Origin of the sequence: Terriglobus roseus (genome assembly GCF_900102185.1) — a bacterium.
Lineage (GTDB): Bacteria > Acidobacteriota > Terriglobia > Terriglobales > Acidobacteriaceae > Terriglobus > Terriglobus roseus_A.
The window spans coordinates 432,655-447,596 of sequence record NZ_LT629690.1 but is presented as its reverse complement, the minus strand read 5'-3'; the positions used below and the strand labels follow the sequence as shown (position 1 = coordinate 447,596).

The window sequence follows — 14,942 nt, the reverse complement described above, 5'->3', positions numbered from 1 at the left end:
TTAGCTAAACATCTCCTTCATGCGATCCATGAAGCTGTGCGACTGCGGTGCATTGTCCGTCTTCATGGTTTCACTGAGCTCTTTCAGCAGTTCCTTCTGCTTCTTGGTCAGCTTGGCCGGCGTCTGTACTCGCACTTCCACGATCAAATCACCCTTGCCATGGCTATTGAGATGTGGAACGCCCTTGCCCTTGATGCGGAAGCTCTTGCCGCTCTGCGTTCCTTCCGGAACCTTCAGCACGGCAACACCTTCCAGCGTTTCAATCTCAAGTTCATCGCCCAGCGCTGCCTGCGGGAAGCTGACCGGGACTACGCAATGCAGATCGTCCCCATCACGCTGGAAAAACTTGTGAGCCTTCACTCGAAGTTCCACATATAAGTCGCCTGCGGGCCCGCCGAGCTTTCCGGCTTCGCCTTCGCCCTGATAGCGAATGCGCGTGCCATCTTCTACGCCTGCAGGCACCTTCACATTGATCGTGTGCTCACGGCTCACACGGCTTTCGCCACGGCAGGTCTGGCATGGGTCGGTTACATTCACGCCGCTGCCTTCGCACTTGGGGCATGGACGCGCTACCGAGAAGAAGCCCTGCTGATAACGCACCTGCCCTGCACCACGGCACTGTGCACAGGTCACGGGCTGTTTTCCATTTGCGGATCCGGTGCCACCGCAGTCATCGCAGGTTTCCTGGCGCCTGATCTTAATCTCCTGCTCTTTGCCGAAGACCGCTTCTTCAAACTCCATGGTCAGGTCGTACTTCAGATCGCGACCACGTTGCGCACGCGATTGACGACGACCACCGCCACCGCCGCCGAACATCTCACCAAAGATATCGCCAAAGATGTCACCAAGATCCTGCGGGTCGCCACCGAAGCCACCAAAGCCTCCGGGGAATCCGCCACCCTGCGATGCAGCGCCGCCAAAGCCAGCGTGGCCATAACGGTCATACGCCGCGCGCTTCTGCGGGTCACTCAGGATGCCGTATGCTTCGCTACATTCCTTGAACTTGTCTTCTGCCGACTTATCGCCGGGGTTGCGGTCTGGGTGGAACTGCATGGCCAGCTTGCGATAGGAAGTCTTAATCTCCTGATCCGTTGCCGTCCTTGTGACCTGCAATACCTCGTAATAGTCAGCTTTCACCGTGGCTCCTGCCAAAGTTCCCTCTCAATCCTTTACTGCTACAACAGCAATGCTTACGCCTGATGCGTCTGATTGTTCTTCGCCACACGCACCAGTGCGGGGCGCAGCAGGCGCTCCTTGATGCGGTAGCCCTTGCGGATTTCGTCCACCACGGCATCGTCTGGATACTCAGACGTTTCCACAGAGCCAAGTGCCTCCATGGTGCGCGGATCAAACTGCTGACCAACTGTCTCGACAGCCGTCACGCCAAGATTGCGCACCGCATCATCGAGCTGTTTGGCGATCAATTCAATGCCCGCACGAAACTGCTCCGGCGATCCCGTCGACTTCAGCGCGAGTTGGAAGTTGTCCAACACTCCGAGAAATCCTTCCGCAGCATTGCCCACGGCGTAGTCACGAAACTCCGCGCGCTCCTTGGCTTCACGCTTGCGAGCGTTATCAAACTCTGCCTGCAGGCGTGCCAGTCGGTCGGCATACTGATCGCGCTCGCCCTTGATCTGGTCGAACTCGCTTTGCAACACGGTAGCAGCCTCCGCCTCTGAAGCGGTATTGCTTTCTTCTGCTTCCGCCGCGCTCACCATCTCCTGATCCGTTGCTGCAGTCGTTTCTTCTGTTCCCTTCATGCCTATCCACTTCCTATATCGATCTGAAAACATCTCAAAGCCTGACTTAATACGGTGCGCAATGCGTTCGTTTATGACCGATCGCCGGTGTCGTTTCCGGCCTGCGCGAACATCTGCGCCACGTACCCCACGGCGTTGATGGTGTTCTCGTAATGCATGCGCTGCGTTGCTAATACACCTACGGTGCCGCGCACCGTTCCATCCACTACCGCAGGCGCTGCCACCAGCACCATGCCCTGCATCTCAGGCACGCGATCTTCCATGTTGAAGACAACGCGCACACTGCGCTCTTCTGAATTCACATACGCTGTCAGCAGCGCTACGACGCGTTCCTTTGCTTCCAACGCTGCCAGCATCTCGCGCAGCCGCGCACTGTCCTTATCGGCAGCACCCAGCAGGTTTGAGACACCTTCCACATAGACGCTCTGTTCCAGCGAACGGTCGTCCGGCACTGCACGAGACCACAATTCTTCTGCCGCCTGCAGTAACCGCTGATACTCACTGCGTTCACGCTCCGCACGCGACGCAATCTCTGCACGCACGCGCTCTACATCCCAACCACGGAAGTTCTCGTTCAGATAGCGCGACGCAGTTTCCAGATCATTCATGGAAAGATCGCGCTCCAACGGCAACACGCGATCACGCACAGCGCCACTGCGAGTAACAACAACCGCAAGCACCTTCTTCAACGCCAACCGCTGAAAATGAACGTGTTCCAACAAATCACCAGGTTGTGCTGTTGCCAATGCCAACCCCACTCCGCTGGACAACGCAGCAAGCACTTGAGGCGTGCGTTCAAAGAACGCTCCTATACCGCCAAGGCTCTGCAACTGTGCATCAATCTGTGTGCGCGACTCCACTGGAAGCCAGCGTGGCGCAATGCGATTGGCTCCGCGAATCTGTTCTACGTGCAAACGAAATGCACGAGCTGTGGGGATGCGACCTGCGGAAGTATGCGGCTGCTCCAGCATGCCCGCATCAGCAAGTTCCACCATCACGTTGCGTACAGTGGCAGAACTTAATCCGCTGATGCTCGCAAGTGCTTGCGATGCCACAGGCTCACCCGTCTGCACATACAGTTCAATGGCGGCAGCCAGAATCGCCTGCTGCCGCGCATGCAAACCCCAGCCGGTTTCGCGCAGATCCGCCATTGACATTTATTCTAATGCCAGTCTGTGCCAAATATGAGTCTTGAAGACGCAGGTTTAAGCCAGGCGGCAGGAACTAATTGATTTCCAATACGTTCTCTGCATCTTCCTGCACTTCTTCGACGCGCTCCATCACCTCGCGAGCGATGTCGAAGTAAGCCTTGGCCTTCGCGTCATCCTCACCGCCAAGCGACACAGGCAATCCTCGATCGCCACCAGCGCGAATCGCCGGATCGAGATCCACAGAACCAAGGAACGGCAGGTTGTACTGGCGAGCCGTGCTCGCCGTGCCACCCGCACCGAAGACATCGATCACTTCGCCGTTCGGCAAGCGCATCTGCGACATGTTCTCAACCAGGCCAAGCACTTCCACGTTCACCTGATGGAACATCTCCAACGCCTTGCGAGCATCCTGCAGCGCCACGCCTGAACCCGTCGATACAACCACCGCGCCAGTCAACGGCACCGTCTGCACGAGCGAGATCACAACGTCGCCCGTTCCCGGAGGCAGATCGACGATGAGGTAATCCAGCTCACCCCACTTCACCTGTTGCAGAAACTGGCGGATGATCTGGTGCAGCATGGGTCCGCGCATGACCAACGGCTTGTCGCCGGGCGAAATCAAGCCCACGGAGATGAACTTCACACCGAAGCTTTCCAGCGGCTCCATCATGGAGTCTTCCGTGACCGAAGGCTGGCGCGTCTGACCCATCATCGTGGGAACATTGGGGCCGTAGATGTCTGCATCAATCAAGCCGACGCGCTTACCCAACTTAGCCAGTGCAATCGCCAGATTCACGCTGACAGTGGTTTTACCCACTCCGCCCTTGCCGCTGCCCACTGCCACCACTGCGCCGATTCCCGGCAAAGCCTGCGGCCCTTGCGGCGCGCCCTGTCCCATGTGTCCCATCGTTCTTCCTGTCTAAAATTGTTCGCTGATTAAACGTGCCAGTCGCTGGTAAGAATCTTGCGTAATTCGCGCTTCCGTTGCGTCTCTTCCGCGCGGCTTTCGCGGCGACGCAGAGCATCTTCATAGCGTCGTTTCTGGTGCTCTGTTTCGGGTATCACCGGATCAACCATAACCGGCGTCCCTGTCTGGTCTACGGCAACATACGTGACATAGGCAGTGGACACGTGGCGCAGAAGCCGGGTCTTCGGGTCTTCCACCATCGCCTTCACACCCACTTCCATGCTGCTCTTAAAAGCGCGATTCACGCTGGCCTTCAGGATAAGCAGATCGCCAATGTGAACAGGCGCGACGAAATCCAGGTGATCCATACTCGCCGTAACCACTGCCGTGGAACGCGCATGACGATACGCGGCCACTGCACCCACAAGGTCAATGAACTGCATCAATCTGCCGCCAAACAGATTGCCCAGCGAGTTCGAGTCACCGGGAAAGATGACCTCGCTGCGTTCCGCCTGAGACTCCGCTACCGTTCTGTGCCGCTCTTCCATCGTCTACCAGTGTACGACCGCTTGCCGAGCAGCGCTGTTCCAGCGTCCAATAGGTTCATGGACAAGATTGCAATGCTCACCGAAATTCTGCAGGCCAACCCCGCCGACAGCTTCGCCCGCTACGGCCTGGCCATGGAGCATCTTTCGCAGAACAACCCGGAAAAGGCACTGGAAGAGTTCGCCGCCACGATTCAGCACAACCCGGACTATGTTCCCGCTTACCAGATGAGCGGCCAGACCCTGGCCAAGCTCCATCGCACGGACGAAGCCAAGCAGCGCCTGCAGGATGGACTTGCCGCAGCGCAACGCACCGGGAATCGCCATGCTTCATCGGAAATGGGAGCTTTGTTGGATGAATTGGAACTGGGTTATTGATCTTCAGTTGCGCTAAACTCTGCTGACCCTAATGCCGCTGCATATTACGCCTTCTCAGATCGCTCTTCGATTACTACTGGCTACCGTGGCCAGCATGTTGATCGGCCTGAACCGCGATGAACACAGCCGACCCGCAGGAATGCGCACCAACATGCTGGTCACCATTGCGGCGACGCTCATGATGTTGCAGGTCAATCTGTTGCTGCCCATGGATAATCGCTCGTCCACTTCGTACATTGGGCTGGACCTCATGCGTCTTCCGCTTGGAGTTCTCTCGGGCATTGGCTTCATTGGCGCAGGCGCCATACTGAAAAAAGAGAACACCGCCATCGGCGTTACCACTGCGGCGACACTCTGGTACAGCACCATACTCGGACTTCTTTTCGGCGGCGGTCAGCTTGTGCTGGGTATCGTGGGCACCTTTATTGCAGCCTTCATTTTGATCGTGCTGCGGCCTATCGAAGCTTCTATTCCCCGTAACCACACCGGTATCCTTACGTTAATCTGCACTGAAGGAGGCCCTTCCGAACAACAATTACGTTCTGGGATAGAGGCAGCACAGTGTCGAGTCATCAGCTGGGCCTCAGAGTACGATTCGCCCACTCACCTGGCGCAGGTGCGCGTGGAGCTGACATGGCGTGCTCCCAATACCAGAAACATCCATCGCCCTGTCGGTCTGGATACTCTGCGTACCATTCCTGGAGTCATGGGCTTCCGCTGGCAGCGATAACGCCTCACGCGATGGATGCGCCTTCCGCTAGTTTGACTACGCAATACATTGCGCTTGTAGTTATCGCTAACCGATCGAAGACATAATCGCTGCGACCAAATGACACGCATCGGAGTCCTATACTTACTCCGATGGCCACACACCACACGATTCCGTCACATCTTCCCCAGACACTTGGCGAACTTCGCAACAGCGAGTGGACCATCGACCGCGTATCGCGCTCCGTCAAAGACGAACTGCGCGACAACCTAATCGCAAAGCTACGTGCCAAGGAAACTATTTTCCCTGGCATCGTTGGTTATGAGGATACCGTGGTGCCGCAGATTGTGAATGCCGTGCTGTCACGGCATAACTTCATTCTGCTGGGTTTACGCGGACAAGCGAAGAGCCGCATCCTCCGTGGGTTAACGACTCTGCTTGATCCTGTTGTGCCGTACGTTGCAGGGTCGGAGATTCGTGACAATCCGTACGTCCCTCTTTCCGCGTATGCCAAGCTGCTGATCGCTGAGAAGGCCGATGCAACTCCTATCGCATGGCTTACACCCGACGAACGGTATGTCGAGAAGCTCGCAACACCGGATGTAACCGTTGCCGACTTGATCGGCGATGTTGATCCCATCAAAGCAGCCAAGTCGGGCGAGTTGCTGAGCAGCGAACTCACGATGCATTACGGTCTACTGCCGCGCGCCAATCGTGGCATCTTCGCCGTCAATGAATTACCTGACCTTGCGGGCAAGATTCAGGTGGCACTGTTCAACATCATGCAGGAAGGTGACGTGCAGATTAAGGGATATCCCGTACGTCTGCAGTTGGATGTTGCTCTTACCTTCTCCGCGAATCCGGAAGACTACACCGCACGCGGCAAGATCGTGACGCCGTTGAAGGATCGCATCGGCTCCGAGATTCGCACGCACTATCTCGACTCGCTGGAACAGGCGATCTCGGTAACCGAGCAGGAAGCGTGGAGCACGCGCGCTGCACTGGACGTACACATTCCGCGTTACATCCGCGAAGTGGTTGAGCAGATTGCCTTCGTTGCACGCGAAGACAAGCGAGTGGACAAGCGCAGTGGTGTGTCGCAGCGACTGCCCATCTCCGTGATGGAGCTTGTGCTGTCCAACGCCGAACGTCGTGCGTTGCAACATGGCGAAACAGTTGCGGTGCCGCGCATCGGCGATATATACACGGCGATGCCAGGCATCACAGGCAAGATCGAGCTGGAATACGAAGGCGAGATGCGCGGCGCAGACACAGTTGTTCGTGATGTGATTCGTACTGCCGTACAACGTACATTCGATGGTTACTTCGCAGAAGCGAACACGCAACAGATTGAACAGTGGTTCAATCTTGGTGGAACGGTGCAACTCTCAGATGCAGTTGCAGCAGAAGGCTCACTGAAGGAGCTGCAACAGATTCAGGGACTCTTCGACAAGCTAAAGCCGTTATCACTCCCGAATCGCGCTTCCGCCGAAGTGCTTGTATCTGCTGCAGAGTTCCTCCTGGAAGGCATGACTGCGCACAAACGCATTAGTCGTACGGAAGAGCGCAGCTTCACCGCCGCTGAGAAGCAGGCGCGCAAGGAACGCGCGCAGAACTTCCACGAGGAGGTTCGCGAGCGTGAGCGCGAAGACTGGCAAAACCGCAACCGCAGCAAGCGAGGCTTCAACTAAACCGGCAACAGTATCCGCCTGATGCAGGCAACCGACGGATAACCTCAACCACACGCGCGGAGCGCGTCGAGAACGGCACGAAGTGCATGAAGCGTACGCGCTACACGAAGTTCCAGGGCGACTTTGCCGGAGGCATCGGGCTTGATGACCTGATGGAGGCTCTCGGAGACTTTCTGCTGGATAGCGGATTTCAGGATCCGTGGTCAGAGTTCCAGGAACTGAACGGCGATCACACGATGGAGAACCTTCGTGAAGCCATCAAGCAGGTGATGGAATCCGGCGACTTCCTCGACGAAGAGATGCAGCAGCAGTACGACGAAATGAATCAAGAACAGCGCGAAGAAATGCTGGATTCACTCGTGGAGCGGATGCAGCAAGGGGACTACATCCAGCAGGAGGGTGGGGAGGCTACGGAGATGCAGGGGCAGGTGGGGCCGGGGGAGATTGCACAGCCCGCACCGCCGCAGGGAGAGGCTCGCTTCCACGTCACCGACAAGAGCATGGACTTCCTGAGCTACAAGTCCCTGCGGGACCTGCTGGGTGGAATGGGGCGCGCTATCAGTGGTCGGCATGACACTCGGTATGAGGCCAGCGGGATTGAGGCGAGTGGATCCTCCAAGCCGTATGAGTTCGGTGACGTGATGAACCTGGACGTCAACGCTACGCTGTCCAATGCCCTGCAACGTGAGGGTCTGTCTGTGCCGCTGAGCGTGGAGTATAACGACCTGGTGATCCATCAGAGTGAGTACCAGTCGTCGTGCGCTACGGTGGTGATGCTGGACTGTTCGCACTCCATGATCCTGTATGGCGAGGATCGGTTCACACCGGCCAAGCGTGTCGCGATGGCGTTGTCGCACCTGATCCGCACGCAGTTCCCTGGCGACTCGCTGCACCTGGTGCTGTTCCATGACTCCGCTGAGGAGTTGCCGATACAGGCAGTGGCGCGTGTGAAGGTTGGGCCCTACTACACCAATACGCGCGAGGGTCTGCGGTTGGCGCGGCGCATCCTTGCACGCAGCAACAAGGACATGAAGCAGATCGTGATGATCACGGATGGCAAGCCATCCGCGCTGACGCTGGAGGATGGTCGCATCTACCGCAACGCGTTCGGCCTTGATCCCATGGTGATTGCCGAGACGCTGGAAGAGGTGAACCGCTGCAAGCGCAGCAACATCGTGATCAACACCTTCATGCTGGCGCAGGACTATGCGCTGATGCAGTTCGTGCAGAAGGTGAGTGCGATGTGTAAGGGCAAGGCTTACTTCACCAGCCCGGATCGTTTAGGTAGCTATGTGCTGCAGGACTTCATGACGCGGCGGATGAAGACGATCCACTAACTGCGGCGTTTCCACACGAGATACGTTGCCCACGCGGCGAGTGTGCAGTTGTCTTCCACGCGACCGTCGAAGATCATTTGTTCGAACTCGTCGACGCTGACCCGGTGTACGGTCAGGCCGTGTTCCTCGGCCTCCAGTTGCGCCTCACCCTGTGTCAAGTCCTGTGCCAGCCAGACGTGATGGCGTTGGCGCATGGCGCCATAGGCGATCCAGTTGGCGGCGAGGCGAGTCATCTTCCCTGCTGTGAGACCAGTTTCCTCGCGGAGTTCGCCGCGTGCGAGGGCTTCGATGTCCACGTCTTCACCCTGTTCCCAACCACCCTGCGGGAACTCGTAGTAGCTGGCTTCCACGGTGTAACGGTACTGATGTACAAGCGTCAGGAAGTCGCCTTCGGGAGTGTGCTCCAACGGGATGATGATGCAGGCAGGATCCTTGTCCAGGACGCCGTAGATGCCGCGCTGACCGTCGGCTCGCTCGATGATGTCCTCTCGGACACGGGACCATTTGTTTTGGTAAACGATGCGACTCTCGAGCGTGCGGATTGGCTTTTCCTGCATATATCCCTAGGGTACCCCCCTCCCCTCTGTTTTTCTAAAATCGTCTTTCTATTGGGGTTACGGATGGGGTGCCGCTAAAATCGTCTGCCCATTGGGTTTAGGGGTAAAATCGTCTTTCTAAAGGAGTTAACTATCGGCCCGGAACCACTAACCCGTGCCTATTTCTATTTTATGGATTTGGCAGAAATAACATGCCAACTCTATTTCTTTTGGTTTGTTAGGGTTGAGCGCTCCAGGGGCTTGACAGAAATCGGTGCGGTTCTCACGGCGCTGGGGATAGAAGCTTCACTGTCGGAGATCGTTTGGCACGCCTCGAGCGAAGCATCGCGAAATTGCGACGGTCGTGCTTCTGGATGGATCGCAAGCAAACCGACAACGGGGTTGAGCGGCATGCCGGTTGCTAACTGTTCAGGCCGAAATTCGGCGGCGTATTACTGTGCACAAGTTCTGCTGCAGAGATTTTTTCGCGCAAAGAATTTATTGCTCTTTCAACAAAACATGCAATAAAGTTCTGGTCCTGCGTAGCCTAGAGGTGTTCTATGTCCTCCTACACCAGCAAGGGATTGAACAATGGTGGCCAGACCCAGTATTTCAACTTCCAATATGACGATTCACTAAGTTGTTCGCGCGGGCGCGATCTTGCCACCGCCATGATGCAAACGTGCGATGCGGACCTGGCCATCCTGGTGGCGTGGTTCTCAGGGCGCGGGCTTGATATGGCCCTTCCTATCCATGTGTACATCAATACCGTCGCGGTGGACGCGATGGGAAACCCGACCCAGTTCGTGGGCGGTCATTGGATGGGAGCACTGCTGGTTCCCCTGCAGTTGACGATCAATTTTGGCGAACTGGCCATGGGGTTTGGCACGCCGATCATGCTGGCACGATACCTGCTCATCTCAGAAGTAAGCGAGATGTACATGCGGGCATTCGGAACGTATGGCTCCACCACTCCCTGGTTCCGCCTGGGCGGTGAAGGCAATAAAGGTGAAGGCCTGTCGCGCTTGCTGGCCGAACAGTTCACGGTGAAGGAATATCCTGGCGTCTCAGCGCTACCTTCGCTGATGACGGGCGTGTGGAACTGCACGAACTCCTGGTTAAACAGTCCGCGAGTTAATTTTCTTGAAGTTGACGACGAGGATATCGATCCGGCGAGTCCGGATGTGGGCGGCGCCACGCTGTTCCTGATGTATCTGCACGACCAGCTTGGCTACTCAATCGTGGACATTATCAACGCGGGCGCGGGCCATCTCTCCAACGTCTACGAGAACCTAACGCACGACAGTCGGACAAATGCGTGGCCGAAGTTCAGCGCGCTGGTGAATGGCCACTACCCGACTACGCCAGGCATAAGCGGTTTTAATCCAAACGGATATTTTCCACCGCTGGATACTGTTTTCCCCGTGTCGGACCTGAGCGTGTTTGCTGCACCAACCGTAGCGACATGGCTTGCGACTTCATCGGTTCCTGTTGTGGTTGGCGTGGATCATCCAGCTGTGATGCCGATTCCGCTTGTGATCACAAGCAGCGCCCCAGCGATCATTCCGGGATTGATGCTCACCATTGGCGCAGGAATGACGAGCGCATCTGTACCCCTGGTGGTGTTACCACAGATAGCTGGATTCCCAACAACCCCGGTGACACTCACTGTCAGCTACGCAGGCAAGACGCTGACCCGCGTCATTAGCGTGCTGGCACTTGGCGCAACGACATTCGACCAACTCGACATTGAACCGGATCCATCTGCGGACCCGTGCATGATCGCCCTGGTTGCGAACACAGAACAGACTTTCGTAGTTACAAACCTGGATGAGTTTCCCGATCAGAATGGGTTGAAATTTGTGTGGTCTGTTATGGGAGCGACACCCGTTGCAACCAACACACCAACCCTTACGATCACGGCGCTGCCAGCGGCAGGGACCAGCGTGACCATCAATGTCACAGTGACCAATACACAAGGGCTGAGCGCTACGGGCACCTATACATTTCAGACTGTTTCACAACGGTTCAACATTAAGCAGCTTGAGGCTGAGCTGGCGTGCCGGCTCAGTAAGTTCAGGAACGGCAGCCTGTCGATTCCGCCGTGGGTGCCGATCGAACGCGCTGCCGGAATTCAGGAGCGATTGGGCGAGTTGGAGTTGCAGTTGCAGGCTGCTTCGAAATCCATTACCTCGATCAACCAGCTGGTTAAACAAATACAAAAGACGGGCGGCGTACGGCCTGAACTCTAGCCCTTGGCGCTGGTTGTAAATCGCGGCTCTTCGATCTGATTTAATTTTGCCGACGCGTGATCCGGTTCCACGCGCGAGGTACCGTAGTCCAGCAGCGAGAGGAATAGCGTTCCTACGCCGTATGCGGCGCTGATGGCTATGAGTCCGTGATCGTTTGCGTGCAAGGCGCTCTTCATCAGTTCTGTGACGCCGTATGCGGACATGAGTGCGGATAGCGCGTAGGGGTGTCTCAGGATTGTTCCAATGCACTTCGTGATGCTGGAGCGGGATGTTGAGAGGTGCTGGCCGAGACGGCGCAATTCGTTTTGGAAACCTACTATTGTTGCGGCGGGGATGTAGCCGAGAGGTGTTCTTACTCTGTTCCAGTCGACGTAGTTCGCGTGGAAGCCGGTCACGGAGAGCAGCAGACTTCCCAGGATGACTCCTGCAGCGTTGAGCCGGGGCGCGGCGATGGGATGACGTGTCTTTTGGCGAAGCGCGTAATCGGATGCAATCCACAGGAAGCCCACTGCGGTTTCGAGATTCGGGTGCAGCCCACGCCGCACAAGAAGGCCGATGTTCCCGGTCATCAGACTCACTGCCGTAATGGTGGGCGCGGCATGGATGAGACGACTTCGAAGAACGCGGACGAAGGTGTTCATTTAGCGATATTAAGGTCAAGTGGTGTGATGGGCCGGATATGCAGACGCCTTATGGAGATGAGGACAAGAGCATGGGGTATGGAATGCGCAGGGTCTCCTACTGGTAACGCCGGAGAAAGATCAGTGTGAGAAGATTCCGATGCGTCTCCGAGCACTTTTGGGCGGTATCGAAATCACTATGGCAAATCGGCTTCTCGTCTCTTTTTCTGCGTTCGCGGTGCTTGCAATTGGTGTTTCCGCTACAGCGTTCCAGGCGGGTTCACAGCGCACTCCACGCGTAAGTTACGAGGCTCCGCCGGAGTTGCAACACACCGATTTGCCGCAATGGCCTTACACGCCTACGCCGCCGAAGGGCACGGCTGTCGTTGCGCCTGATGATGGCGAAGCGCATCATCTGCCAGGCAGCACAAAGGCGTTCACCACGAAAGAGATCGACGGCGCGAGCGCTGTGGATTGGTTTCCGGACTCACACCCAAAGGCTCCGGCGCCGGTCATTGACGGCAAGCCTGGCGTGTACCGGGCCTGCGGCACCTGCCATTTGATCAACGGCTATGGCAAGTCCGATACGGAGAATCTCAACGGGATGCCTGTTGCCTACATGCAACAGCAGCTTGAGGACATGAAGGGCGATTTACGACACGCGTCCGTGGTGAACATGGGCGTGATCACGATGATTCCGGTGGCGAAGGCTCTGCCCGCAGACGATGCCAAGGAGGCATTGGAGTACTTTCACTCCATTGGGCCCGCAAAGTGGGTGCGGGTGGTTGAGACCGATACCGTTCCAAAGACGATGCCAGGACCACATCGATTGACGGCTGTTGATCCGAGTGGTGCGAAGGAGCCGATCGGCAATCGCATCATTGAACTGCCAGAGAATTTTGATCGCACCATGTTGCGTGATCCAACGTCAGGCTTTGTGGCATATGTACCAGTGGGCAGCATAAAGAAGGGTGAGGTGCTGGTGAAGACGGGCGCAGGCGGAAGAACGATGGCTTGCGTTGCGTGCCACGGTGCTGATCTGCATGGTGGAGGGGATACGATTCCGCCACTTGCGGGACGGAGCCCGAGCGCTACAGGGCGACAGTTGTATGACTTCAAGACCGGTGCCCGGCATGGAAAGAACTCGAGCATGATGCAGCCGGTCGTTGCGAAGCTGACCGACGAGGATATCGTGAATATCTCCGCCTATCTTGCGAGTCTGGCGCAGTAGCGTTATCCGCCGATAGACACACTGTTCGTCATACGTGGGCGGAGCGATACGCTTCGCCCATGTGTGCTTTTTGCATGTTGCGGAATTTGTCGCGACGGATGCGTGAGTTGTCGTCTACTCTCTGATTATCGATAAAACAGTTTCTGTACGGAGGACCTTCCCTTTGGACCCGCGCGCTCGACTTGTTGCTGTATCCGCGCTTTCGTTTTTGCTGCTCCCCTTCTCGCTCTGCGCGCAGGAAGCTCCCGCTGCTGCGAAGCCTGAAGCTCCTGCAGCCAATGCTGCCCAGCAGCAGCGTGCTGGACGTCCTGCCAATGCTGGCGCTCCTGCTGGCAATGCTGCTGAAGGCGAGTTGCCGATTCCGGCGGAGACTACCTCTGTTACGCATCATGATTGGACTGCTGGTTCGCGTCCTGTGCACTACACGGCAACGGTTGGCGTTCTGCTGATCCATGGTGAGGGGCAGGATGCGAAGCCGATTGGCACGATGTCATACACGGCCTACACCGAGGATGGTGTGCCTGCGAAGTCGCGTCCGGTGACGTTCTTCTACAACGGTGGACCTGGTTCGGCGACGATCTGGTTGCACATGGGTTCGATGGGACCGATCCGCGTGTTGACCAAGAGCCCTGAGGCTTCTGGTGCTCCGCCGTATGAGTGGGTGCAGAACCAGTACAGCCTGATTGATAAGTCAGACCTCGTCTTTATTGATGCGCCTTTGACTGGTTATTCGCGACTGGTTGGTAAGGGTAAGGCTACGGACTTCCAGGGTGTGGATCAGGACGTTCGTGCGTTCAACAAGTTCATTACGCGCTACATCACGGTGAATCAGCGTTGGTCGTCGCCGAAGTATCTGTTTGGCGAGAGCTACGGCACGCCGCGTTCGGCTGCGCTGGTGGCTTCGCTGAACAACGACGGCATTGCTTTCAATGGCGTGACACTGCTGTCGTCGGTGCTGAACTACTTTGTGAACTCGCCGGGCTATGACCTGGATACGAAGCGCTACATCCCGAGCTTTGCGGCGATTGCCTGGTATCACAACCGGGTTCCGCATACTGGAACGATGCAGGACTTTGTGCAGAAGGCACGCGAGTTTACGCGTGGTGAGTATGCGACCGCACTGGATCAGGGCGACATGCTTCCTGCGGCTGAGTTCGATGCTGTGGCCACGAAGCTGGCAGGATTTACGGGACTCTCCGTGGCGTACTGCAAGCAGGTGAAGCTGCGCATTGATCCGTCGCGCTTCCGCAAGGAGTTGTTGCGCGATAAGGGTCTGACGCTGGGCCGTTACGATGCTCGCTTTGAAGGCACGGACACGGATGATGCGGGTGAAACGCCGGGTTATGACCCGTCGGACACGGGCATTTCGGGTGCTTATGTGGGTGCGTTCCACGAGTACATGCAGAAGGAGTTGAAGTACAACCCCGACACCACGTATGACCTGCGCGCTCCGGGTGGCAACTGGGATTGGCATCACCGTCCCTCTGGTTTGCGTGGCGGCGGTGGCGGTGGGCAGGCTCCTGCAGAGCCGAACACTGTGACCGATCTGTCAGACGCGATGCGTAAGAACCCCAGCCTGCGTGTGTTCTCTGCGAATGGCTGGTATGACTTGGCGACTCCGTTCTTTGGCACGGAGCATGACCTGGCCCAGATGATGTTGCCGAAGTCGCAGCTTGGCAACGTGAAGTATGGGTACTATCCGGCGGGACACATGGTGTATCTGAATGTGGATGCGCTGAAGTCAATGCACGACGACCTGGAGAAGTGGTACTCCGAGAAGTAAGGGTCACGTACAAACGAAAAGGAAATGCCCCGGGCTGATCTC

14 protein-coding genes are annotated in these 14,942 nt (G+C 56.9%); 7 read left to right on the top strand and 7 right to left on the bottom strand.

From position 1 onward, the window contains the following. The 5 genes from dnaJ to BLT38_RS02070 all read right to left on the bottom strand — a co-directional run bounded on the left by dnaJ (position 1) and on the right by BLT38_RS02070 (position 4,366). Positions 1–1,152 carry a molecular chaperone DnaJ gene (gene dnaJ / locus BLT38_RS02090; RefSeq protein WP_083343687.1) on the bottom strand — a complete coding sequence of 384 codons (1,152 nt, stop codon included), beginning with the start codon at positions 1,150–1,152 and terminating at the stop codon, positions 1–3. Between the two features lie 38 nt (positions 1,153–1,190). Continuing rightward, positions 1,191–1,760: a nucleotide exchange factor GrpE gene (locus BLT38_RS02085; protein ID WP_231966692.1), complete on the bottom strand. Its 570-nt coding sequence runs from the start codon at positions 1,758–1,760 to the stop codon at positions 1,191–1,193. 71 nt (positions 1,761–1,831) lie between these two features. Further along, positions 1,832–2,917, bottom strand: a complete 1,086-nt coding sequence (hrcA, locus tag BLT38_RS02080) for a heat-inducible transcriptional repressor HrcA (RefSeq protein WP_331711399.1) — start codon at positions 2,915–2,917, stop codon at positions 1,832–1,834. A gap of 67 nt (positions 2,918–2,984) precedes the next feature. Next, positions 2,985–3,818, bottom strand: coding sequence for an Mrp/NBP35 family ATP-binding protein (locus BLT38_RS02075; RefSeq protein ID WP_083343686.1), 834 nt, complete (start codon positions 3,816–3,818; stop codon positions 2,985–2,987). Between the two features lie 29 nt (positions 3,819–3,847). Beyond that, positions 3,848–4,366, bottom strand: coding sequence for an acyl-CoA thioesterase (locus tag BLT38_RS02070; protein ID WP_083343685.1), 519 nt, complete (start codon positions 4,364–4,366; stop codon positions 3,848–3,850). 57 nt (positions 4,367–4,423) lie between these two features. Between BLT38_RS02070 and BLT38_RS02065 the strand changes: the two genes are divergently transcribed. The 4 genes from BLT38_RS02065 to BLT38_RS02050 all read left to right on the top strand — a co-directional run bounded on the left by BLT38_RS02065 (position 4,424) and on the right by BLT38_RS02050 (position 8,478). Continuing rightward, entirely contained in the window at positions 4,424–4,741 is a 318-nt protein-coding gene (locus BLT38_RS02065) for a tetratricopeptide repeat protein (RefSeq protein ID WP_083343684.1), read from the top strand. A 31-nt stretch (positions 4,742–4,772) separates the two neighbouring features. Further along, positions 4,773–5,471, top strand: coding sequence for an MgtC/SapB family protein (locus tag BLT38_RS02060; RefSeq protein WP_083343683.1), 699 nt, complete (start codon positions 4,773–4,775; stop codon positions 5,469–5,471). A gap of 131 nt (positions 5,472–5,602) precedes the next feature. Further along, a complete protein-coding gene (locus BLT38_RS02055; RefSeq protein ID WP_083343682.1) occupies positions 5,603–7,141 on the top strand; it encodes a magnesium chelatase in 1,539 nt (512 codons plus the stop codon). Positions 7,142–7,227: 86 nt separating this feature from the next. Continuing rightward, positions 7,228–8,478 carry a vWA domain-containing protein gene (locus BLT38_RS02050; RefSeq protein WP_083343681.1) on the top strand — a complete coding sequence of 417 codons (1,251 nt, stop codon included), beginning with the start codon at positions 7,228–7,230 and terminating at the stop codon, positions 8,476–8,478. Here BLT38_RS02050 and BLT38_RS02045 read toward each other — a convergent pair. Beyond that, positions 8,475–9,035, bottom strand: a complete 561-nt coding sequence (locus tag BLT38_RS02045) for an NUDIX domain-containing protein (protein WP_083343680.1) — start codon at positions 9,033–9,035, stop codon at positions 8,475–8,477. The genes BLT38_RS02050 and BLT38_RS02045 overlap by 4 nt on opposite strands. Positions 9,036–9,574: 539 nt before the next feature. Here BLT38_RS02045 and BLT38_RS02040 point away from each other — a divergent pair. Then, positions 9,575–11,266, top strand: coding sequence for a hypothetical protein (locus BLT38_RS02040; protein WP_083343679.1), 1,692 nt, complete (start codon positions 9,575–9,577; stop codon positions 11,264–11,266). Here the strand turns inward: BLT38_RS02040 and BLT38_RS02035 are convergent. Further along, a complete protein-coding gene (locus tag BLT38_RS02035) occupies positions 11,263–11,907 on the bottom strand; it encodes a hypothetical protein (protein WP_083343678.1) in 645 nt (214 codons plus the stop codon). The two genes, BLT38_RS02040 and BLT38_RS02035, sit on opposite strands and share 4 nt — an antisense overlap. A gap of 139 nt (positions 11,908–12,046) precedes the next feature. Between BLT38_RS02035 and BLT38_RS02030 the strand changes: the two genes are divergently transcribed. Both BLT38_RS02030 and BLT38_RS02025 read left to right on the top strand, forming a co-directional pair. Continuing rightward, positions 12,047–13,117 carry a c-type cytochrome gene (locus BLT38_RS02030; protein ID WP_083343677.1) on the top strand — a complete coding sequence of 357 codons (1,071 nt, stop codon included), beginning with the start codon at positions 12,047–12,049 and terminating at the stop codon, positions 13,115–13,117. A 163-nt stretch (positions 13,118–13,280) separates the two neighbouring features. Next, on the top strand, positions 13,281–14,900 hold the full coding sequence (locus BLT38_RS02025) for a S10 family peptidase (protein ID WP_231966691.1): 1,620 nt from the start codon (positions 13,281–13,283) through the stop codon (positions 14,898–14,900). Positions 14,901–14,942 lie beyond the last annotated feature (42 nt).